Consider the following 21294-nt stretch of genomic DNA (forward strand, 5'->3'; position numbering starts at 1 on the left):
ATAAAACTGTAATGAGTTTCCGCCTAAATTAAAGAGAATAGTGATGGCTAAGGAAGAATCGTTAGAACTTGAAAGTACTGAAGGGCCTAAGAGTAAGAAGAAACTATTTATTTTTGCTGGTCTAGGCGTTTTAGTCGCGCTGTTAATCGGTGGCGGCGTCTGGTTCTTTATAGGAAGCGGTACCGAAGAGGTTCCCGCCGTAGCTGCCGATGGTGCAGTTCAGGCTGAAGTTCCAGCATCAGGAGCAGTGGCTACCGCATCATACGTGCCTATGCCGCGTCCTTTTTTATTCAACTTACCTGGGCCTGATAGGGCTCGTTTAGTTGAGATTAAAGTGCAGCTTATGGTGCGTGGTACCGATGATGATGTGCTAACACAAAAACATATTCCGCTGATTGAAGATGCGCTTTTAACGACCTTTAGTGGTGCAGATGTGCAAAAGCTCAGCACGCAAGCGGGGAAGGATGAGTTACGGCAGTTAGCACTTCTGAGTGTGCAAAATACTCTACAGTCAGTAACTGGGCGTAAAGTTGTCGAGAAAGTACTATTTACCGGTTTTGTAATGCAATAACCCTTTAACTTCAGCACCAAAAGAGGCGAAGGCAATATAGTGAGTGATTTATTAAGCCAAGACGAAATTGATGCGCTATTGCACGGGGTTGATGACGTCGATGATGACGAAATTGACGCTGTTGGAGAAGATGCCCGTTCCTACGATTTCTCTTCCCAAGATCGAATAGTTCGTGGGCGTATGCCGACGCTGGAAATCGTGAATGAGCGTTTTGCGCGGCATTTACGCATCAGCATGTTTAATATGATGCGCCGAGCGGCCGAAGTGTCGATCAACGGTGTACAGATGCTCAAGTTTGGTGAGTACGTACATACGCTTTTTGTTCCTACTAGCTTGAATATGGTGCGTTTTAGCCCACTCAAAGGCACTGCATTGATCACCATGGAAGCGCGACTGGTATTTATCCTAGTGGATAACTTCTTTGGTGGCGATGGGCGTTTCCATGCCAAGATTGAAGGGCGAGAATTTACGCCGACAGAAAGACGAATCGTACAGTTACTGCTTAAGATTATATTTGAAGATTATAAAGATGCTTGGGCGCCCGTAATGGATGTTGAGTTTGATTATTTGGACTCTGAAGTCAACCCCGCCATGGCGAACATTGTTAGTCCTACCGAAGTTGTGGTGATTAATTCCTTCCATATTGAAGTCGATGGAGGCGGTGGTGATTTTCACATCACTATGCCTTACTCCATGATTGAACCTATCCGAGAGTTACTCGATGCGGGTGTGCAAAGTGACAAGCAAGATACTGATATGCGTTGGTCACAGGCATTGCACGATGAAATCATGGATGTGAAGGTTGGGTTCGATGCCAATATTGTTGAACATGAATTAACGCTCAAAGAGGTCATGAATTTTAAAGCGGGCGATATTATTCCGATTGAGTTACCCGAGTTTATCATGATGAAAATCGAGGATTTACCGACATATCGTTGTAAAATGGGCCGTTCTAGAGATAACCTAGCACTTAAAATATGTGAGAAAATCCCTCGGCCAGAGACAGTTAAATCTGAGCTGCAATTGGTGACGCGTAAGGGTAAATCTCGTGATATATCAGAATTATAAGGTGAAGTAAGATGAGCACAGACGATACGGATGATTGGGCTGCAGCAATGGCAGAACAAGCGTTAGAAGAAGCCAACGCAATTGAACTCGATGAGCTGGTTGATGATTCAAGACCTATTTCTAAGGCTGAAGCGGCTAAGTTAGATACAATTTTAGATATTCCTGTCACCATTTCGATGGAAGTGGGCCGTAGCTATATTAGTATTCGAAACTTATTACAACTTAACCAAGGTTCTGTGGTTGAGTTAGATAGAGTCGCAGGTGAACCGTTAGATGTGATGGTCAATGGCACGCTTATCGCTCACGGTGAAGTGGTGGTGGTAAACGATAAATTCGGTATTCGCTTAACGGATGTGATCAGTCAAACTGAGCGAATTAAAAAGCTTAAATAATACGAGATGTAAAAGTCGTTGGAACTTTAAATGAGCACATCGGTAATACAGAGTTTAGTGGTAGCGGTTCAAGCGAGCGCAGATAGCCTCGGTGGGGAAGGCGCAGCGAATATTGCTTCAATAGCGCCTGCTGCTACAAAAATGGCAGAACCTTCTCAAGTTGCGACCTTAGCAAGTATGTTAGGTGGCTTGATTCTGGTTTTATTATTAATTTTCGCGTTAGCTTATTTACTGAGAAGGTTTAATTTGGTCCCCACGACCAATGGCGTACTAAAGACCATTGCTGTGACTTCCCTCGGTCAAAAAGAGCGTTTAGTCTTGGTTCAGGTGGGCGAACAGCAATATTTGCTTGGGGTTAGCTCGCAGCAGGTGAGTTTGATTGATAAGTTAGCGGAACCTATCCATCTAGAAGCTGATTCGTTTGCGAGTCGATTACGTCAGGCGAAATTAAAACAATGACAACACGTATCCTCGCGTTAGTTGGGTTAGTTATGCTGTTATTGATGCCGTCAGCATGGGCCGCAGATGGTGTCTTACCTGCTGTAACAGTAACAACGGCGCCAGACGGCTCAACGGAATATTCGGTCACAATGCAGATTTTACTGCTGATGACATCGCTGAGTTTTTTACCTGCGATGCTCATCATGTTGACCTCTTTCACGCGGATTATCATTGTCCTGTCGATATTACGCCAAGCCATTGGATTACAACAGACTCCATCTAATCAAGTCTTAATTGGCATGAGTTTGTTCATGACTTTTTTTATCATGGCACCGGTATTCGACCGGATTTATGATGAAGGGGTGAAGCCTTATATCGATGAGCAATTAACCTTGCAGCAAGCGTTTGATAAAGGGAAAGAGCCGCTGAGAGGCTTTATGTTGGGCCAAGTAAGAACGACGGATTTAAAGACCTTTATTGAGATTTCTGGCTATAAGGATATTAAGTCTCCCGAAGAAGCACCTATGAGTGTGTTAGTGCCCGCTTTCATTACCAGTGAGTTAAAAACCGCATTTCAGATTGGCTTTATGCTATTTGTGCCTTTTTTAGTACTCGATTTAGTGGTGGCGAGTATCTTGATGGCTATGGGTATGATGATGTTATCTCCCATGATAGTGTCGCTGCCGTTTAAGATCATGTTGTTTGTGCTCGTAGATGGTTGGAGCTTAGTCCTCGGGACATTAGCGAATAGTTTCGGATAGCCAAGGGAGAGTAAACACATGAGTCCTGAGGCGCTAATTGATATTTTTCGTGAAGCTCTCGCTGTTATCGTCATGATGGTGTCTGCTATTGTGTTGCCAGGGCTGGGAATTGGGCTAATCGTTGCTGTGTTTCAAGCGGCGACTTCTATTAACGAGCAGACCTTAAGTTTCCTTCCGCGTTTGTTAGTGACACTTTTTGGCCTAATGTTTATGGGGCACTGGTTAGTTGAAACCCTGATGGACTTTTTCATCGAGATGGTGAATCGCATTCCTCAAGTGATAGGCTAACGCGATGGAGCTGCTGCTCGATACCTTAATGCAAACCATTGCCGCTTATATTTGGCCATTGTTCCGCGTCGCGAGCATGTTGATGGTCATGGTGGTATTTGGGGCGGCAACGACACCAACTCGAGTGCGTTTATTATTGGCGATGGCAATTACCTTTGCGATAGCACCCGTTCTTCCTCCAACTCAAAATGTGGATTTATTTTCGTTAAGCGCAGTATTCATCACGGCGCAGCAAATTATTATCGGTGTTGCCATGGGGTTTGTGACTCAAATGGTGATGCAAGTCTTTGTGCTCACTGGACAGATCATTGGTATGCAGACCAGTTTAGGCTTTGCCTCTATGGTTGATCCCGGTTCTGGCCAACAAACACCCGTTATTGGTAACTTTTTCCTTTTATTGGCGACATTGATTTTCTTAGCTGTGGATGGCCATCTTTTGATGATCCGTATGCTAGTGGCAAGCTTTGAAACTTTGCCGATTTCTAATCAAGGCTTAACACTGACAAGTTATCGATCGCTGGCTGATTGGGGGTCGTATATGTTTGGTGCGGCACTCACTATGTCGATATCTGCGATTATCGCCTTGTTATTAGTCAACTTGTCCTTCGGGGTCATGACCCGCGCCGCGCCACAATTGAATATTTTCTCTATTGGTTTTCCGATCACTATGATTGGTGGACTGTTTATTCTGTGGTTAACCCTAACACCGGTAATGGCACACTTCGATGAAGTATGGTCGACGGCTCAAGTGCTGCTTTGCGATATGTTAGCGCTCCAATGTAACGCTGATGGCTTGATATGATGGGATTAGGAGAAGCCCATGGCTGAAGAATCAAGTGATGAACGTACAGAGGAACCCACGGGGAGGCGTCTAGAACAGGCGCGAACAAAAGGACAGATTGCACGTTCGAAAGAACTTGGAACTGCAGCGGTATTAATTTCGGCAGCATGTGGGTTTTATATGCTAGGCCCAAGTTTGGCCATTAGCCTAACTCGGGTGTTTGAAATTGTATTTACCATGGATAGGGCGCAAATTTTTGATACGAATGAAATGTTCAAAGTGTGGGGCGTTGTTGCGAGTGAAATAGCCTGGCCCATGGCTAAAATTATGCTACTGATTGTGGTTGTTGCGTTTATCGGTAACGTCTCTCTTGGAGGGATCAATTTTTCGACCCAAGCTATGATGCCAAAAGCCAGTAAAATGAGTCCCCTTGCTGGTTTTAAACGCATGTTTGGCGTACAGGCTCTGGTTGAACTCACCAAAGGCATTGCAAAATTTTCGGTAGTAGCGTTTTCTGCTTATTTTTTATTAAGCTTCTATTTCAATGACATCATGTTGCTGTCTAGCGACCATCTTCCAGGTAATGTTTACCATGCATTAGATTTGTTGGTTTGGATGTTTATCCTGTTATGTTCCTCGATTTTGTTTATTGTCGTCATCGATGTGCCGTTCCAAATTTGGAATCACAACAAGCAACTTAAGATGACCAAACAAGAAGTAAAAGATGAATATAAAGATACTGAGGGTAAACCTGAGGTGAAAGGGCATATACGGCAGATGCAACGTGAACTAGCACAAAGGCGTATGATGGCTGAAGTGCCAAATGCCGATGTGATTGTCGTTAACCCTGAGCATTTTGCTGTTGCGATTAAATACGATGTGCAGCGCTCTGCGGCTCCCTTTGTGATAGCGAAAGGTGTTGATGATGTGGCTTTTAAAATACGTGAGATTGCCCGCGCGCACAATATTGCGATTGTCTCGGCCCCACCACTTGCAAGGGCTATTTATCATACGACTAAGTTAGACCAGCAGATCCCTGAAGGTTTGTTTACTGCTGTCGCACAGATTTTGGCTTATGTATTCCAGCTGCGCCAATATCAAAAAGGACGCGGTCGTAAACCTATTCCTGTCCCACTCAATCAACCTATACCAGATGAATTGAAATATTGAACCACTAGTCTCAGATGGTAGTCATTGGTAAAGCTGATGATGTCGAGTTCATTTGTTTTTTATGGTTAATTTTATGTATATCAATCAGTCACAGTGCATATTTTTCCTTCATTAATGGCTTTAATCTTGTTGGCGCGTTTTTTGCTTTATGCTATTACACGTCAAAGTTTAGGTTATAGCGAATGGATGTTAAAGCGACTCTTGGTCAAGTAAAACAAATTAGGCTCAGCACTTTTAAAGGCATTGGCACGCCGGTGGTTGTGCTTGCTGCATTGGCCATGATTGTTTTACCTATCCCTCCATTTCTATTAGACATACTCTTTTCATTCAACATTGCGTTAGCTCTCATCGTATTACTGGTGGCTATTTATACTGATAGACCCTTAGATTTTGCTGCCTTCCCAACTGTGTTACTGGTGGCGACGTTATTACGTCTTGCGCTCAACGTTGCCTCTACTCGTGTGGTTTTACTTGAGGGTCATAATGGCGGTGATGCCGCGGGTAAGGTGATTGAAGCCTTCGGTTCTGTGGTGATCGGTGGTAACTATGCCGTTGGTCTAGTGGTATTTATCATTTTGATTATCATCAACTTTGCGGTGGTGACTAAAGGTGCAGGTCGTATCGCAGAAGTTAGCGCCCGTTTTACCTTGGATGCTATGCCTGGTAAGCAAATGGCAATCGATGCCGATTTAAATGCCGGAACCTTAAACCAAGACCAAGCGAGATTACGCCGTGCTGAAGTGACCCGTGAAGCCGATTTCTATGGTGCGATGGACGGTGCGTCCAAATTCGTTAAAGGGGATGCGATTGCCGGTATCATGATCTTAGTGATCAACATCGTAGGTGGTTTCATCATAGGGATTGTGCAGCATGGCTTAAGTTTCTCTGAAGCGGTTGAAATTTATACCTTACTGACTATCGGTGATGGTTTAGTGGCGCAGATCCCTGGTCTATTATTGTCAATTGCCGCGGCCTTGATGGTGACTCGTCAAAACGAGTCGGGTGATATGGGCCAAATGATGATGAGTCAGATGTTTGACAGTCATAAGTCATTGGGTATCGCCGCCGGAGTCCTGTTTGTAATGGGTATTGTTCCTGGTATGCCGCACATGGCGTTTTTAAGCTTTGCCTTTATGACTGCTGGTGCAGCTTATTTTGTTTATAAACGAAATGAAAACAAACGTCTTAAAGCGCTAGAACAAGTGAAATCGGGTCCAATAGAAAGACAAGATAAAGAGCCTAAAGAGCTAGGTTGGGACGATGTACATCATGTTGATACTATTGGTCTTGAGGTTGGATATCGTTTGATCCCTCTGGTAGACAAGGGCCAAGGTGGCGAGTTACTAAGCCGCATTAAAGGCGTGCGTAAAAAGTTGTCTCAGGAACTAGGCTTCTTAGTGCCCGCGGTGCATATTCGCGATAACTTAGATTTATCGCCTAATGCGTATCGCATTTCATTAATGGGCGTCGTCGTCGGAGAGGCAGATATTCGTCATGATTGCGAATTGGCGATCAACCCTGGTCAAGTCTATGGCAAACTCGATGGTATCGAAACGCGCGATCCCGCTTTTGGCCTGGAAGCGGTATGGATCGCTCCTGAGTTACGTGAGCACGCACAAACATTAGGTTATACCGTCGTCGATGCCGCCACTGTTGTTGCAACTCATATTAGTCAATTACTCACAAATAATGCCGCTAAGTTGTTAGGCTACGAAGAAGTGCAACAACTGATGGATATGCTTGCGAAACACTCACCTAAGCTGGTTGATGGCTTTATTCCAGATATCATGCCACTAGGACATGTCGTAAAAGTGATGCAGAACCTATTAAATGAAGGGGTTTCAGTTAGAGACTTGCGTACTATAGTGCAAACTTTGTTAGAATATGGCACTAAGAGCAATGACACTGAAGTCTTGACTGCCGCTGTACGTATCGCTTTGAAACGTATGATAGTTCAGGAAATCTCAGGCCCAGAGCTCGAAATCCCCGTCATTACTTTGGCGCCAGAGTTGGAACAGATGTTGCATCAGTCAATGCAAGCAACCGGTGGCGATGGTCCTAATATTGAACCCGGTCTTGCAGAACGCATGCAGCAGTCCCTTGCCGATGCGGCTCAAAAGCAAGAAATGGTCGGACAACCCGCCATATTGTTGACGTCAGGTATGTTACGCGCGACGCTGTCACGCTTTGTTAAACATACTATTCCTAATCTCAGAGTCATTTCATATCAAGAAATACCTGATGAGAAGCAAATACGTATCGTATCTGCAGTCGGCCAGTAGAGGACGCATAAGTGAAGATTAAACGATTTTTTGCCAAAGACATGCGCGCCGCACTGGCCCAAGTGAAAGAAACACTCGGCTCAGATGCCGTCATTATGTCAAATAAAAAAGTGAACGGTGGCATCGAAATTGTCGCTGCCGTTGACTATGACGAACCTAAATCGAAAACTGCAGCCACTGCGCCAGCACCGACCTTTATGGACGTGAGCGACGATCTCGTGTCCCTAGGTGCTAAGCAGCCAGTCCGTGTAGAAACTCGCGCTAAGCCAGCCGCACCAGCAGACTCATTACAAGCCTTACTTGAGAAGCAGCAAAGCCGTTTGAATCAACAAATGTCACATCAGCAAGTTGATGCCGAGTTACCAGCATGGGCTAAGGGCTTACAAGCCCCTACTGCTGTGAAACCAGAACGTCGTGAAGCACCTTCCTCGTTTGATAAAAAGCCACAAACATCACAGAAACAAAGTGCTGATATTGAGGCTATGCGGGATGAATTAGCATCACTGCGTAATTTACTGACACATCAAGTATCCTCCTTGATGACGGAACATAAAAAACGCATCGATCCCGTCGGTGCTATGCTCGAAGCCAAATTGCTTGAGGCTGAATTCTCCCCTGCGGTTGCGAATAAATTAGCCGCGCTGAGCCAGCATTATACGCCAGCTGAATTAGTCAGAGCATTACCACAAAGTCTTGCGAATATGCTTGATAATCAGGGCGATGACATTGTTAAGCAGGGCGGAGTGGTTGCATTAGTTGGTCCTACTGGGGTTGGTAAAACAACGTCATTAGCTAAACTTGCTGCCCGTTTTGCGGCACATCATGGTGCTGAACATGTTGCTTTAATTACCACAGATCATTATCGCATCGGAGCCTATGAGCAATTAGCAACTTATGGCAAAATAATGGGCTGCCCAGTAAAGCAAGCTCATGATCTAAATGAATTAGAGCAAATTCTCTATCAGTTTAGGAATCGCAAGCTAGTATTGATAGATACGGCTGGCATGGGACAGCGAGATATGCGCCTTTACCAGCAACTTGATAATTTAACTGCAAATAGCAGGATACCTATCCGCAGTTATCTGGTACTGTCTGCGACAGGGCAGCGCCGTGTGCTGCAAGATGCAGTCAATCATTTTAAACGCATTCCCCTATCTGGTGTCGTTCTCACAAAACTCGATGAATCTGTGTCGTTAGCAGGGGCATTAAGTGTGTTGATCCAAAACGGATTACCATTAAGTTATATTACTGATGGACAAAGAGTTCCTGAAGATATGAAAGTTGCGGATACCCTAGATTTAGCCCAGCAGGCACTCGCAGCGTTAGATAGTACAGAACAACAATCATTACAAGACACAGCGTGGTCAGATAATATGGCCTGTGCATTTGAGTAGATTTATGACCCTGGATCAAGCAAGTGGTTTACGTATGATGAATCAACCCTATAACGAAAAAGTGAAAGTAATCGCGGTCACTGGTGGCAAAGGAGGCGTGGGTAAAACCAGCGTTTCTATTAATACTGCTGTGGCATTAGCCGAAAAAGGCAAGCGTGTCTTGGTACTTGACGCTGACCTTGGCTTAGCAAACGTCGACGTCATGCTGGGTATTCGTGCCGAGCGTAACCTCTCTCATGTTCTCTCTGGTGATGCAGAGCTTGACGATATTATCGTTCGTGGTCCTAAGGGGATAGGCATAGTACCAGCCACCTCAGGAACACAGGGGATGGTGGAATTAAGCCCTGCGCAACATGCTGGATTAATCCGTGCATTTAGTGAGATGCGGACTCAGTTTGATATTCTAGTCGTAGATACTGCTGCTGGGATCTCAGATATGGTGCTCAGTTTCTCACGTGCTTCGCAGGATGTGCTAGTCGTTGTTTGTGATGAACCCACTTCGATTACCGATGCCTACGCCCTGATTAAAATTCTCAGCCGTGAGCATGGCGTGTTCCGTTTTAAAATAGTTGCCAATATGGTGCGTAGTTTACGCGAAGGTATGGAATTATTTGCTAAACTCAGTAAAGTGACCGACAGATTTTTAGATGTTGCACTTGAATTAGTCGCCACGATTCCATTTGACGAAAACTTACGTAAATCAGTTCGTAAACAAAAATTGGTGGTTGAAGCTTATCCTAAATCACCAGCGGCGATTGCGTATCAAGGATTGGCAAATAAAATTTTGAGCTGGCCTGTGCCGCAGCAACCTGGTGGGCATTTGGAGTTTTTCGTTGAGCGTTTAGTACAACGACCAGATTTTCAAGAGGAAAAAACGAGTGAATAAAGCCGCTGCGTATACTTGTTTAGACAATAAATCGTCGATCGTTGAACAGTATGCTCCGTTGGTTAAAAGAATTGCGCATCATTTACTCGCCAGACTACCTGCATCTGTGCAGTTAGATGATTTACTCCAAGCTGGGATGATGGGGTTACTAGAAGCATCATCCAAGTTTGATGGTGGCAAGGGTGCGAAATTTGAAACCTTCGCCGGCATACGCATACGTGGAGCCATGTTAGATGAAATTCGTCGTGGCGACTGGGTCCCTCGTTCCGTTCATCGTAACAATCGTAAGGTTGCACACGCTATTGATGAGTTAGAGCAAGAACTGGGCCGTGATGCACGCGACACAGAAATTGCAGAAAAACTTGATATGACGCTCGATGAGTACCATCATATTCTTAACGATGTTTCTGTCGGAAAAATCATAGGGATAGAAGATTTAGGCGTATCTCAGGATATACTTACAGTGAGTGATCGGTCCGATGATGATTCATTTGAAGCATTAGCTGAGAACCAATTTCATTCTGCTCTGGTTGAGGCAATTAAATTATTGCCTGAAAGAGATGCATTAGTGTTATCCCTGTACTACGATGAAGCATTGAATTTAAAAGAGATTGGCGCCATTCTTGAAGTCAGTGAATCGCGGGTTAGCCAGATATTAAGTCAGGCAATGTTGCGATTGAAAGCTAAACTCAAGCACTGGACATAAGTATAATTATTAATCGAGCACAGAATGTCAGCTCACCGGAGGAAACCTTGGACAAGAATATGAAGATTCTCATTGTTGACGATTTTTCGACAATGAGGCGTATCATCAAGAACTTGTTGCGAGACTTGGGGTTTAATAACACCCAAGAAGCAGACGATGGCTCAACAGCCCTGCCGATGTTGCAAAAGGGGGATTTTGATTTTGTTGTTACAGATTGGAATATGCCTGGTATGCAAGGAATCGATCTGTTAAAAGCAATTCGCGCTGATGATTCGCTAAAGCATTTACCCGTATTAATGGTAACTGCTGAAGCAAAACGTGAACAGATTATTGCTGCCGCTCAAGCGGGAGTGAATGGTTATGTGGTTAAGCCTTTTACCGCTGCAACGCTGAAAGAGAAGTTAGATAAAATATTCGAACGACTCGCTTGAGCAAGGATGAGCTATGAAGTCACAAACATCAGGGCTCATCACGCTCGAGCAAGCTCAGCATTTAGTTGAATTATTAAGTGCAGGTGAGCAAAGTCAGGCAGATGATTTATTTCGGGAGCTTGCTGCTCCACTGCAACGAGAATTATTCGAAGAAGTAGGTAAATTAACTCGGCAACTTCATAGTGCGCTGATGGATTTTCAAGTTGATAATCGTCTTGCTGAATTAGCCAATACAGAGATCCCCGATGCCAAGCAACGTTTAAATTACGTTATTGACATGACCGAACAAGCTGCAAATAAAACCATGGATGCGGTTGAAGAATGTTTACCTTTGGCTAATGCCGTGACCGTAAATATTCAAAATGTCATGCCATCTTGGGACAGATTAATGCGACGCGAGATAGCGCTGACTGAATTTAAGGGCCTTTGTCACGATGTACAAGACCTTATGTCTCGTAGTGCAAATGACTCGACTCGATTACGTGAATTGCTTAATCAAATTTTGATGGCGCAAGATTTTCAAGACTTAACAGGACAAATAATACGTCGTGTTATTGATCTAGTAATGGAAGTAGAAAGTAATCTGGTTTCTATGCTGACGGTATTTGGTGAGCAACCTATGATTGAAAGTCAGATTGCTCAGAAAAATAATATTGAAGCAGAAGGCCCGATAATGAATGCCGAGCTTCGTCAAGATGTGGTAACGGGTCAAGACGAAGTGGATGATCTTCTATCGAGTCTGGGTTTCTAACTGGGAGTCAATTTGATGGCCTTTGATGTAGATGAAGAGATACTCCAGGACTTTTTAATCGAAGCCGGTGAAATTTTAGAGCTTCTGCAAGAGCAACTCGTTGCGCTTGAAAATAATCCTGATGATACTAACTTGCTGAACGCCATTTTCCGAGGTTTTCATACCGTTAAAGGTGGTGCTGGCTTTCTTAGCTTAACTCCCATGGTTGATGTTTGTCATGAGGCTGAGAATACCTTCGATTTATTGCGGACAGGCAAGCGTAGCGTTAACGCAGAGTTGATGGATATTATTTTGCAGGCTGTTGATGCAATTAATACCATGTTTGCGCAAACCCAGCAGGGCGAGCAACAAGATCCCGCCGATTCAGGTTTGTTAGCGAGACTTAAAATGCTCAGTTCAGGTGTGCCTTTGCCATCTGAAGTCGCTTCTGCCAAGGTTGTAGAGCCAGAACATGTTGTTGAAGTCATTATTGATACTCCTACCCTTCAAGAAATCCCTGCTGACATAAGTGATAACTCATCTTCCATTGAAAATACGTCTTCAAGTATCGATGATATCAATGATGCTGAATTTGAAGCTTTATTGGATGCGCTTCATGGTTCAGGAAAGGGACCTGCGGTCGCTGCTACCACATTTGTATCTGAGCCAGTTGCTGCAAAGCCTGCTGCACCAATTAAAACGCCTTCAACATCAGGTGATGATATCACTGATGATGAGTTCGAGGCGTTACTGGATGAACTTCATGGCTCAGGTAAATTTAAAGCTGAGGCTGAAGTGCCTGTTAAGCCTAAGGTTGTGGCAACACCTGCACCTCAACCGATTGTAGATGCTGATGAAATTACCGATGATGAGTTTGAGCGATTACTCGATGAACTCCATGGGAAAGGCGGAGCACCTGCGAAAGCTGAAGTAAAAGCGCCTACGCCCCCTGTTTCGACTGTAGCACCTACTGCTGCACCACATGCTCCTGCGCCAGTAAAAGCCGCAGTACTAGCTCCTGCCCCAGTCGTTGCTGCAAAACCTAAGGTGGAAATTGCGGTTGTCGATAAAGCACCTGCTAAGGCTAGCTCTGCGAATGTGCCTCAGGGTGAAACAACGGTACGTGTAGATACTGCACGACTCGACCAGATCATGAATATGGTGGGTGAGTTAGTGTTAGTGCGTAATCGATTGGTGAGCTTAGGCATCAGTCGTGATGATGAGGAGATGTCGAAAGCTCTCGCGAACTTAGATCTCGTTACTGCCGATTTGCAAGGCGCTGTGATGAAAACCCGTATGCAACCGATCAAGAAAGTGTTTGGTCGTTTCCCTCGGGTGGTACGTGATCTTGCTCGTACACTAAACAAAGAAATTGATTTGATCATGGTCGGTGAAGAAACTGACTTAGATAAAAACCTCGTTGAAGCGCTTGCCGATCCACTCGTCCACTTAGTGCGTAACTCTGTGGACCATGGTATCGAGATGCCAAACGAGCGTGAAGCTAGTGGTAAGCCAAGAACGGGAACGATTACCTTATCTGCAAGTCAGGAAGGCGACCATATACTGCTGAAAATCGAAGACGATGGCGCAGGCATGGATCCTGAAAAACTCAAAAAAATCGCCATAAATCGTGGTGTGCTCGATGAAGATTCTGCTTCGCGGATGACAGATAGCGAAGCCTATAATTTGATTTTTGCACCAGGTTTTTCAACTAAAGTTGAGATTTCAGATATTTCAGGCCGTGGTGTTGGGATGGACGTGGTAAAAACTCGTATCACTCAGCTGAATGGCACTGTACATATTGATTCCATGAAAGGTAAGGGAACGATACTTGAGATTAAAGTACCGCTAACACTGGCGATTATGCCAACCTTAATGGTCGATGTCGCTAAACAAGTGTTCGCATTACCTCTATCTAGCGTGAATGAGATTTTCCATCTCGATCTCACAAAAACCAATATTGTTGATGGGCAACTGACTGTCATAGTGCGTAATAAGGCCGTACCTTTGTTCTATTTGGAACACTGGCTACATAGAAACAAAACGACCTTTAAACATGGCGATAAAAAGCATGGTCATGTGGTTATCGTGCAATTAGGCATGATGCAAATTGGTTTTGTAGTGGATGCCTTAATAGGACAAGAAGAGGTTGTTATTAAACCTCTTGGCGCTATGTTACATGGCACTCCTGGGATGGCTGGTGCGACAATTACATCGGATGGTGGTATTGCACTGATCTTAGATGTTCCTGGATTGCTAAAGCATTATGCGAAAAGTAAGAATTAGTTTCCAAGCTAAGGAATGGAATGGCCATTAAAGTATTAGTCGTTGATGACTCAAGTTTTTTCAGACGACGTGTTAGTGAAATAGTCAATCAAGATCCTGAACTGGAAGTTATCGCGACGGCCTCAAATGGGGCCGAAGCGGTGAAGTTGGCTGCTGAACTTAATCCCCAAGTTATCACTATGGATATTGAGATGCCTGTCATGGATGGTATTACTGCTGTACGTGAAATCATGGCTAAGTGTCCGACTCCGATCTTGATGTTTTCTTCTTTAACCCATGATGGCGCTAAAGCAACGTTAGACGCTTTAGATGCTGGTGCATTAGATTTTCTACCTAAACGTTTTGAAGATATTGCGACCAACAAAGATGATGCCATTTTATTGTTGCAACAAAGAGTTAAGGCATTGGGACGACGCAGAATGTTTCGTCCGATTGCACGTCCTGTGGTCGCGCCAACACCTAGCGTGCGTCCAACTGGTAGCGTTTTAGGTACAACGAGTATATCGGCTCATACGCCTGTCGCAGCTCCTGTTAGAACCTCAACGGCAACGACGATTCGTGCAAGTGGTAAGCAGTATAAATTATTGCTGATCGGTACATCTACTGGTGGTCCGGTTGCGCTGCAAAAAATACTCACGCAGTTTCCGGCAAACTATCCGCATCCCATTTTATTAATCCAGCATATGCCTGCTGCCTTTACCCCTGCATTTGCGAGTCGTTTAAATGGCTTATGTAAGATTGAAGTAAAAGAGGCCGCTAATGGCGATCTTCTTAAACCGGGTTGTGCATATTTAGCGCCGGGTGGTATGCAAATGATGGTTGAACGTACTGGAGCAAGTGGCCGATTAAAAGTTATCGCAGGCAGTGCTGATATGAATTATAAGCCCTGTGTGGATATCACCTTTGCTTCTGCTTCTAAAGCCTTTAGTGGTGATGTGCTTGCTGTTGTATTAACTGGCATGGGGGCGGATGGCAGAGAAGGCGCACGTATGTTGAAAGCTGTAGGCGCTACCATTTGGGCGCAAGATGAAGCCAGTTGTGTGGTTTATGGTATGCCACAAGCCGTTGCGAGTGCAGGGATTGCCACCCAGTCGATAGCCTTAGACAACATGGCCGAATGTATTTTAAAAGAGTCTGTTCGTGTCTAAAAATCAATATCCGATGAGCACAAATAGTGTGCTCATCATCTTGTTGATGGGCATAGCCATTTTGGTTCTTGGTGCCTTAAGCCTTGATTACAAGCGTAAGAATAGTTTACTGCAGGCGGATGTAAAACGTTTGGAATCGACTCAGGTGCTGTTAATGGTACCTGACGAACAGGCTGAGGCCATTGCAACTTGGTTAGCGTCTCATCCCGATCAGACTAAAGCAATGTTGCAATTAGCGGCTCCTGGTGAGCAGAAGGCTGTAGCGATTGGTCCTGAGCCGGTACAAAATAGCATTCCGCCTTTGCTGGGCAAACCAGATACTGAAATAGATACGGCGAAGGAAAAAACTAATCTGGAATCCTCTATTCCTAAACAGCTTCAAGCGCCAGAAAAAGAGGTTAAAGCTGTTTCTCAGACAATTGCCCCCCAAAATGCAGAGATGCTGCCAGTGGTGATATCTGAGAATGCCGATGGTGTCAAAGTGATTAGTTTGCCCAATGGCGGCATTCGAGTCACGACCAGAAAAGAGCAGTAATTTTAGAATTTGTGAACTCACAATTTTCTAGTTCATTAGCATATTAACCAGTATAGGTAGGGGTCACTTCTTGAAAGTCTGGACCATAGCGAATCAAAAAGGTGGCGTAGGTAAAACCACGACGGTAGCGAGTTTAGCGGGAACATTAGCTAAGCGTGGCAAGCGTGTTCTTATGATAGATACCGATCCACATGCTTCGTTAGGTTATTACTTAGGTATTGATTCTGAAGAGGTTCCAGGCTCGTTGTTTGATGTTTTTCTTGCCCATAAAAACCTTTCTAAGGAACTCGTTTTATCCCATGTAGTGCCAACCTTAGTCGATGGTTTGGATTTATTACCTGCAACTATGGCATTGGCTACCTTAGACAGAGCCTTAGGTCATCAAGAGGGAATGGGATTAGTACTACGTAATTTATTAGCACTGGTTGCTGATGATTATGATGTTGCTATCGTTGATTGCCCACCCGTACTCGGGGTATTAATGGTCAATGCGCTTGCGGCAAGTCAGCATATCATTATTCCTGTGCAGACGGAGTTTCTTGCCATTAAAGGGCTAGAGCGGATGATTAAAACAATGGAGTTAATGGGGCGATCTAAGAAGACGCGCTACAGTTACACTGTTGTGCCTACCATGTATGATAAACGCACCAAAGCATCACCTGCGGCTTTGCAAGTTCTTGGTGCCGAATACAGTGATACTTTGTGGAAAGACGTTATTCCAGTAGACACTAAGTTTAGAGATGCCAGTTTGGCACATTTACCAGCATCGCATTATGCGAGTGGTTGCCGCGGCGTTAAAGCCTATGAAAGATTATTAGATTTCTTATTAGTTGGGGAGTTTGGCCATGTCAAAATCGGTTGATGAAACTGTTTTTGATTTTTTCGCATTATTGCTGCAGGAAGACGACAGTCCAAACCAGATTGTTTCCCCTCAAAGCATTGTAAAAGCAGACTCAAATCAAAATGTTGCCGTTAATCAAACGGAGGCAGCATTGCTCGATGCGGCAATTTTGGCTGAAAATGGTCGCACTGCCGCACCGCAGAATGTAGAGAAGGCCATAACGCCTACTGCGCAGTTGCAGCCAAAAGCGGCGCCAAGACAACATGAGTTTGTTGCTCCGGTAAGCCAGGTTGTAGCTCAAGTGAATAAGCAAGCGTTAGAGAAATTACTAGCGCCAGTACTAAAGACTGCAAGGTTAGAACCGATACCACCTTCAGTAGAGATAGCGCCACCTATTGATGTTCAACCTGTTGTGGTAGAAGTACCACAAGCTCAGCCTGTTGTTAATGAAACCGTTGTTGATGAAATCGTTGAGCCAGTGGTTGTGCCAGAAACACAAGTTGGCATTACGCCTCCTAGTGTGACAAAAGATTTGCAAGAAGTGCTCGATGATGAGTTTCAGGTACTATTCTTTAAAGTAGCAGGGCTGACATTGGCTGTGCCTTTGGTGAGTTTAGGCGGAATAGTAAAAGTTGAGCGGATAAACCACATCTTTGGTCGACCCGCATGGTTTCTTGGTGTACAGACGCATAGGGAGGAGCAATTGAACATTGTTGATACTTGTGCGTGGGTTATGCCAGAAAAATACACAGATAAACTGGCGCAATCAGTAAATTATCAATATCTTGTATTATTAGAAGGCAGTAACTGGGGATTGACTTGTGAGTCCTTGGTCAATGCGGTAAAAATTAATAAATCGCAAGTCAACTGGCGTAGTCAAGCGGGTAAACGCCCTTGGTTAGCGGGTGTAGTGAAAGAACAGATGTGTGGCATTTTGCACGTACAAGCCTTAGTTGAAATGCTTAATGCGGGTTTAGGTTGTCAGGACTCAATTGGTTGAGGTAAACATGAAAGATACAAGAAATGTAGCAGCAGTCGCTGCAAGTAAAGATGATGCAGTATTACAATGGGTTACCTTTAAGTTGGACCATGAAACTTACGGTATCAACGTAATGCAAGTGCAGGAAGTGCTGCGTTATACTGAAATTGCCCCCGTACCTGGTGCCCCCTATTATGTTCTAGGCATCATTAACTTACGTGGTAATGTTGTCACTGTAATTGATACCCGCTCACGTTTTGGATTGCAGTCTGCTGAAGTTGATGATTCAACCCGAATCGTTATCATCGAAGCTGAAAAGCAGGTCATTGGTATCTTAGTTGATAGTGTTGCAGAAGTGGTTTATTTGCGCCGCTCTGAAATTGACAATGCGCCTAATGTTGGAACGGAAGAGAGTGCTAAGTTTATTCAAGGCGTGAGCAATCGCGACAATGAATTACTTATCTTAGTTGATCTCGACAAATTATTGTCCGATGAAGAATGGGCTGAGTTGACTCAGATCTAATCAATGAGTGTGATAAGGCTGAATGATTAGAATTCATTCAGCCATTTTGTTTATTTGCGAATAAATCGATGATGTTGAGTATTTACGATTTATGGATAGACGAAGTCTTTTTATTATAGCTTGAACAATGGCCAATTATATTGGTGACGTTAAGTGAGCACTTTGGAATAGATAACTCAATTGTAAGCCAGCTCCTAATCTATGGCTTTGAGTGAGTATAAGGATTTTTGATGGGCGATGAATTTTTGATCGCAGCGTTAGTCTATGTCATCGCATGCTTAGGGTTAGTACTCTTTTTACAAAAGCAATTGAGTAAATTAAGAAGCAAAGTTGAGGCATTGACTGTGTTAGTTAAAGAGGGCGATCGGCAGCGAGAGTCTTTTAAACGCGAATTGCAAGAATTACGCAGTGGCACAATCGGTGTAGGCCGTCGTGTTATTGAATTAGAAAAACGCATACTGCAACAGTCTGAACGGATTGAAGAGACGACTCAACAGGATCCACAGGCAAAACTTTATACTCGAGCCATGAAGATGGTCGCGCTTGGTGCTGGCGTCGACGAATTGATTAAGGAATGCGAATTACCTAAAGCTGAAGCCGAGCTGTTGATCCGTCTGCATCGTAAGTAATCAGTAGCCAATTGAACACTAAAAGCTAATTTTTCTGAATTAGCTTTTTTATTTTATGCCTTCTCGACAATTTTTTTATGCATATTATTCCATTGCTCAGGAAATTTACCGTCGAGCATATACACAAATGCAATCAGTTCGGCGATAAGCAGGTAAAGCTCCTTGGGAATTTCCTCTCCTAACTCTAGCAATTGCAAAAAATGGCTCAGATGGGGATCTTGATGGATATAAACGCCGTTAGCCTTAGCTAAGGCAATAATTTCTTCTGCGATAAGCCCTTCACCAGTCGCGACTATTTTAGGAGCGTTACGGCCATCGTAGCTCAGTGCGACAGCTTGTTTAGGTTCACTCTCTTCGTTCATATCGTTATTTCCAATGTTTTGTATAATGAACTCAATATTAGTGTTGGAACATTGTCACTCATTAAGCTTTTGTCTTTACGAGGAAATGATCACCAGGTAATAAGGTTGCTGGTACTTGCGCTATTTGAGTTGATAGTTCTCCAGGCGTAAAACCCAGTTGTGATAGTTTTTGGCTTAAGGGCGTTAAAAAGTTATTAACCTTATTAAGTAGTATCTGACTATTGCCTTTAAACTGGATATCTAATTGTTGATTGTGGTTTTGGGCTGAAATCAGCAGAGGTCCTTGTGCTAGATTAAACTTCAGTTGTAAACGCCATCCCATTTTTTTATCTGGGTCATCAGGATCGGCTTCTTGCTCAAATTTCCCTTCCAGTTGCTCCTGTCGTTGGTTAATGCCATAGGGCAGGGCGAAGAACCACACTAAATTGCCTGCGCTCTCATTACTTGCCTGTTGGTATAAATGCAGGTTAGAGGCTAATAGTCCCATGCTATCAAGGCCTCCTGCTTTGCTCAGTTGCCCAAGTAGTTTAGTGGAGAAGCCCACTTTAGCTTGTAACTGCTCAAGGTAGTCGGCAAGCTTTTTGCTAACGGAATTCGAATTGTTATTGGTTTTAAAGCCAAGTAGCAGCTGAAAAAGTGAGGTAATTGCACTCCCATTCATGAGCATAGAGGCTTGATTTGATTGAGGCGTAGCAAGATTTAGACTCGCTAGACCGAGAATATTGGCTTTGAGCTCATCAATATCATTTAATTGGCTCAGTGGTGGTAGCCCTAAATGCGGTAGGAGTTTCAATAACTCAGATGCTAAATTCGAGTTGCTATTAGAACGAGATAGCTCAATAGGAAGTGCCCCCGCTTTATTGAACGCTTTTTGTAAGACATCAGCTACGTTTATCGAAGTGTCAGTCTTAGCATCATTGCCTTGTTGTTCACTCTTTTGGTTACTGGATCCTAAAATATTCTTAAGTTTGTTTATGTCTGTAGGACTCACACTTAGGATTTCTTGTGACGTTTTTGAGCTTTGAGGTAACCCGTTTTTGCTATTTACGTTTTCACCCATTTGTGATGCCGGCGATTGACCCACAAGCCGATTTTCAAGGGCTGAGTTTTGGGTGCTGATCTGACCTAGATCTTTAGTTGTTGGCGTTATGACTTGCGCGTTAGAGATATTCTGTGAGCCAGTCGCAGTAGGCGCTGATGGAACATCTACTTTACTTTGAAGCTGCATTATATCGACTTTGGCCGTGACAATTTGTTTTGTGGGCTCAGGTAGAAAGTTGATATTTTCGAGTTTTTTTAGAAAGGACGCAATGATCTGGGCTGGTTCAATTTTCGCGATCACAAGATCAGAAGATGGTTTATTTGTGGGAACCTGAGTTTCATTTACTGGCGTCCCAATTATGATTTCGAGTTTGCTCTGTATTGGGGTGAGTAATAAAATAGGGCGCCCTTGTTGAAAGGCTATTTTCGCGATGAATTCACCTTGATTCAGCTGGGGTCCAGGATCTTGTGCTACAACGGTACCATTAGCAAATTGAAACTCCTTGTTAACTATAGTGACGTTGGGTAATGGATAGCCCTGTGTGCGAGCCGCGAGCGTTGAAAGCTGCGTCTGAGAGATGCCATTTTGTTGCGCAAGATTGATCACTGCCTCAGGAATTTTCAGTACGAGAGGTGTAGCTAATGCAAGCAGTTGGCTAGTTGAGTTTTGCACTATCGTAGTTGGAGTTGAGCTGTTCTGCACATTGGGCGTGACTAAAAAGCTATTAGCAGTCAACAATATTTGCCGCTGTTGAGCATTAACTAGCTTTAAATTATATTCTGTACCGTTTAGAATAATAATATCTCCCTCAGGTGATGTTTGTACCTGAGCTAGAATGGGACGTGGAGTAGCATTGAGGGCATCAGTGTTAGCCATCGCAGTGTGTAACTGCGAATTTTGACTGCTGACAAGTGGAATAGACTCCATTTAATGACCTTATATAGTTTATCCTGCGATACATTCGTTTAGTAAAATTAACAATTGACCAATTTTTTTTGCCAAGTATGCTTATGCGCCTTGTGACAAAGGAACTGTCATACTGGATAGT

General features: G+C 44.0%; 23 protein-coding genes. 21 read left to right on the forward strand and 2 right to left on the reverse strand.

Features of this window, described 5'->3' with window-relative positions:
• Window positions 1–43 precede the first annotated feature (43 nt).
• The 21 genes from fliL (at window position 44) to RA178_RS07465 (ending at window position 18842) form a co-directional block, all read left to right on the forward strand.
• A complete protein-coding gene (fliL, locus tag RA178_RS07365) occupies window positions 44–571 on the forward strand; it encodes a flagellar basal body-associated protein FliL (RefSeq protein ID WP_263168842.1) in 528 nt (175 codons plus the stop codon).
• A gap of 39 nt (window positions 572–610) precedes the next feature.
• Window positions 611–1639: a flagellar motor switch protein FliM gene (gene fliM, locus RA178_RS07370; protein ID WP_105251943.1), complete on the forward strand. Its 1029-nt coding sequence runs from the start codon at window positions 611–613 to the stop codon at window positions 1637–1639.
• Between the two features lie 11 nt (window positions 1640–1650).
• The gene (gene fliN / locus RA178_RS07375; RefSeq protein WP_028761182.1) at window positions 1651–2031 is read left to right on the forward strand and encodes a flagellar motor switch protein FliN; all 381 of its coding nucleotides are present in this window, start codon (window positions 1651–1653) and stop codon (window positions 2029–2031) included.
• 30 nt (window positions 2032–2061) lie between these two features.
• Window positions 2062–2490 carry a flagellar biosynthetic protein FliO gene (fliO, locus tag RA178_RS07380; protein WP_105251944.1) on the forward strand — a complete coding sequence of 143 codons (429 nt, stop codon included), beginning with the start codon at window positions 2062–2064 and terminating at the stop codon, window positions 2488–2490.
• On the forward strand, window positions 2487–3233 hold the full coding sequence (fliP, locus tag RA178_RS07385) for a flagellar type III secretion system pore protein FliP (RefSeq protein ID WP_028761180.1): 747 nt from the start codon (window positions 2487–2489) through the stop codon (window positions 3231–3233). Before fliO ends, fliP begins: the two co-directional genes overlap by 4 nt.
• Before the next feature lie 18 nt (window positions 3234–3251).
• Window positions 3252–3521, forward strand: coding sequence for a flagellar biosynthesis protein FliQ (gene fliQ / locus RA178_RS07390; RefSeq protein WP_012587225.1), 270 nt, complete (start codon window positions 3252–3254; stop codon window positions 3519–3521).
• Window positions 3522–3525: 4 nt separating this feature from the next.
• Window positions 3526–4323, forward strand: a complete 798-nt coding sequence (fliR, locus tag RA178_RS07395) for a flagellar biosynthetic protein FliR (protein ID WP_028761179.1) — start codon at window positions 3526–3528, stop codon at window positions 4321–4323.
• Window positions 4324–4341: 18 nt separating this feature from the next.
• Window positions 4342–5472, forward strand: coding sequence for a flagellar biosynthesis protein FlhB (gene flhB / locus RA178_RS07400; RefSeq protein ID WP_028761178.1), 1131 nt, complete (start codon window positions 4342–4344; stop codon window positions 5470–5472).
• 182 nt (window positions 5473–5654) lie between these two features.
• Entirely contained in the window at window positions 5655–7754 is a 2100-nt protein-coding gene (gene flhA, locus RA178_RS07405) for a flagellar biosynthesis protein FlhA (protein WP_263191064.1), read from the forward strand.
• Window positions 7755–7765: 11 nt separating this feature from the next.
• Window positions 7766–9148, forward strand: a complete 1383-nt coding sequence (gene flhF / locus RA178_RS07410; protein WP_263139352.1) for a flagellar biosynthesis GTPase FlhF — start codon at window positions 7766–7768, stop codon at window positions 9146–9148.
• 4 nt (window positions 9149–9152) lie between these two features.
• Window positions 9153–10034 carry a MinD/ParA family protein gene (locus tag RA178_RS07415; RefSeq protein ID WP_006082389.1) on the forward strand — a complete coding sequence of 294 codons (882 nt, stop codon included), beginning with the start codon at window positions 9153–9155 and terminating at the stop codon, window positions 10032–10034.
• Window positions 10027–10740, forward strand: coding sequence for an RNA polymerase sigma factor FliA (locus RA178_RS07420; RefSeq protein WP_028761175.1), 714 nt, complete (start codon window positions 10027–10029; stop codon window positions 10738–10740). The genes RA178_RS07415 and RA178_RS07420 overlap by 8 nt, the downstream gene beginning before the upstream one ends.
• A 47-nt stretch (window positions 10741–10787) precedes the next feature.
• The gene (gene cheY, locus RA178_RS07425; RefSeq protein ID WP_007649667.1) at window positions 10788–11171 is read left to right on the forward strand and encodes a chemotaxis response regulator CheY; all 384 of its coding nucleotides are present in this window, start codon (window positions 10788–10790) and stop codon (window positions 11169–11171) included.
• A 13-nt stretch (window positions 11172–11184) separates the two neighbouring features.
• A complete protein-coding gene (locus RA178_RS07430) occupies window positions 11185–11922 on the forward strand; it encodes a protein phosphatase CheZ (RefSeq protein ID WP_028761174.1) in 738 nt (245 codons plus the stop codon).
• A gap of 15 nt (window positions 11923–11937) precedes the next feature.
• Complete coding sequence (locus tag RA178_RS07435; RefSeq protein WP_306685037.1) at window positions 11938–14187, forward strand: chemotaxis protein CheA; 2250 nt, start codon at window positions 11938–11940, stop codon at window positions 14185–14187.
• A 20-nt stretch (window positions 14188–14207) separates the two neighbouring features.
• Complete coding sequence (locus tag RA178_RS07440; RefSeq protein ID WP_212600925.1) at window positions 14208–15335, forward strand: protein-glutamate methylesterase/protein-glutamine glutaminase; 1128 nt, start codon at window positions 14208–14210, stop codon at window positions 15333–15335.
• A 13-nt stretch (window positions 15336–15348) separates the two neighbouring features.
• Window positions 15349–15870 (forward strand): membrane anchored protein in chemotaxis locus, encoded by a 522-nt coding sequence (locus RA178_RS07445; RefSeq protein ID WP_105253086.1) that lies wholly within the window; start codon window positions 15349–15351, stop codon window positions 15868–15870.
• A gap of 70 nt (window positions 15871–15940) precedes the next feature.
• Window positions 15941–16732 (forward strand): ParA family protein, encoded by a 792-nt coding sequence (locus RA178_RS07450; RefSeq protein ID WP_028761170.1) that lies wholly within the window; start codon window positions 15941–15943, stop codon window positions 16730–16732.
• The gene (locus RA178_RS07455) at window positions 16716–17711 is read left to right on the forward strand and encodes a chemotaxis protein CheW (protein ID WP_168824448.1); all 996 of its coding nucleotides are present in this window, start codon (window positions 16716–16718) and stop codon (window positions 17709–17711) included. Before RA178_RS07450 ends, RA178_RS07455 begins: the two co-directional genes overlap by 17 nt.
• 7 nt (window positions 17712–17718) lie before the next feature.
• Window positions 17719–18213 (forward strand): chemotaxis protein CheW, encoded by a 495-nt coding sequence (locus tag RA178_RS07460; protein ID WP_006082380.1) that lies wholly within the window; start codon window positions 17719–17721, stop codon window positions 18211–18213.
• A 230-nt stretch (window positions 18214–18443) separates the two neighbouring features.
• Window positions 18444–18842: a DUF2802 domain-containing protein gene (locus tag RA178_RS07465; RefSeq protein ID WP_028761168.1), complete on the forward strand. Its 399-nt coding sequence runs from the start codon at window positions 18444–18446 to the stop codon at window positions 18840–18842.
• A 53-nt stretch (window positions 18843–18895) separates the two neighbouring features.
• Here RA178_RS07465 and RA178_RS07470 read toward each other — a convergent pair whose 3' ends face one another.
• Entirely contained in the window at window positions 18896–19204 is a 309-nt protein-coding gene (locus tag RA178_RS07470; protein ID WP_105251949.1) for an EscU/YscU/HrcU family type III secretion system export apparatus switch protein, read from the reverse strand.
• 61 nt (window positions 19205–19265) lie between these two features.
• The gene (locus RA178_RS07475) at window positions 19266–21173 is read right to left on the reverse strand and encodes a hypothetical protein (protein ID WP_306685038.1); all 1908 of its coding nucleotides are present in this window, start codon (window positions 21171–21173) and stop codon (window positions 19266–19268) included.
• Between the last annotated feature and the right edge of the window lie 121 nt (window positions 21174–21294).

Origin of the sequence: Shewanella oncorhynchi, assembly GCF_030848765.1 — a bacterium.
In the GTDB taxonomy this organism is placed as follows: Bacteria; Pseudomonadota; Gammaproteobacteria; order Enterobacterales; family Shewanellaceae; genus Shewanella; species Shewanella oncorhynchi.

Bases quoted from the DNA above. Each gene is read 5' to 3' on its own strand.
- RA178_RS07415 (WP_006082389.1), top strand. From the start codon at position 9,153: ATGACCCTGGATCAAGCAAGTGGTTTACGTATGATGAATCAACCCTAT.
- RA178_RS07460 (WP_006082380.1), top strand. From the start codon at position 17,719: ATGAAAGATACAAGAAATGTAGCAGCAGTCGCTGCAAGTAAAGATGAT.
- fliL (WP_263168842.1), top strand. From the start codon at position 44: ATGGCTAAGGAAGAATCGTTAGAACTTGAAAGTACTGAAGGGCCTAAG.
- fliR (WP_028761179.1), top strand. From the start codon at position 3,526: ATGGAGCTGCTGCTCGATACCTTAATGCAAACCATTGCCGCTTATATT.
- RA178_RS07465 (WP_028761168.1), top strand. From the start codon at position 18,444: ATGGGCGATGAATTTTTGATCGCAGCGTTAGTCTATGTCATCGCATGC.
- RA178_RS07440 (WP_212600925.1), top strand. From the start codon at position 14,208: ATGGCCATTAAAGTATTAGTCGTTGATGACTCAAGTTTTTTCAGACGA.
- RA178_RS07435 (WP_306685037.1), top strand. From the start codon at position 11,938: ATGGCCTTTGATGTAGATGAAGAGATACTCCAGGACTTTTTAATCGAA.
- RA178_RS07445 (WP_105253086.1), top strand. From the start codon at position 15,349: ATGAGCACAAATAGTGTGCTCATCATCTTGTTGATGGGCATAGCCATT.
- flhA (WP_263191064.1), top strand. From the start codon at position 5,655: ATGGATGTTAAAGCGACTCTTGGTCAAGTAAAACAAATTAGGCTCAGC.
- fliQ (WP_012587225.1), top strand. From the start codon at position 3,252: ATGAGTCCTGAGGCGCTAATTGATATTTTTCGTGAAGCTCTCGCTGTT.
- RA178_RS07430 (WP_028761174.1), top strand. From the start codon at position 11,185: ATGAAGTCACAAACATCAGGGCTCATCACGCTCGAGCAAGCTCAGCAT.
- fliP (WP_028761180.1), top strand. From the start codon at position 2,487: ATGACAACACGTATCCTCGCGTTAGTTGGGTTAGTTATGCTGTTATTG.
- RA178_RS07475 (WP_306685038.1), bottom strand. From the start codon at position 21,173: ATGGAGTCTATTCCACTTGTCAGCAGTCAAAATTCGCAGTTACACACT.
- fliO (WP_105251944.1), top strand. From the start codon at position 2,062: ATGAGCACATCGGTAATACAGAGTTTAGTGGTAGCGGTTCAAGCGAGC.
- RA178_RS07470 (WP_105251949.1), bottom strand. From the start codon at position 19,204: ATGAACGAAGAGAGTGAACCTAAACAAGCTGTCGCACTGAGCTACGAT.
- RA178_RS07455 (WP_168824448.1), top strand. From the start codon at position 16,716: ATGTCAAAATCGGTTGATGAAACTGTTTTTGATTTTTTCGCATTATTG.
- fliN (WP_028761182.1), top strand. From the start codon at position 1,651: ATGAGCACAGACGATACGGATGATTGGGCTGCAGCAATGGCAGAACAA.
- flhB (WP_028761178.1), top strand. From the start codon at position 4,342: ATGGCTGAAGAATCAAGTGATGAACGTACAGAGGAACCCACGGGGAGG.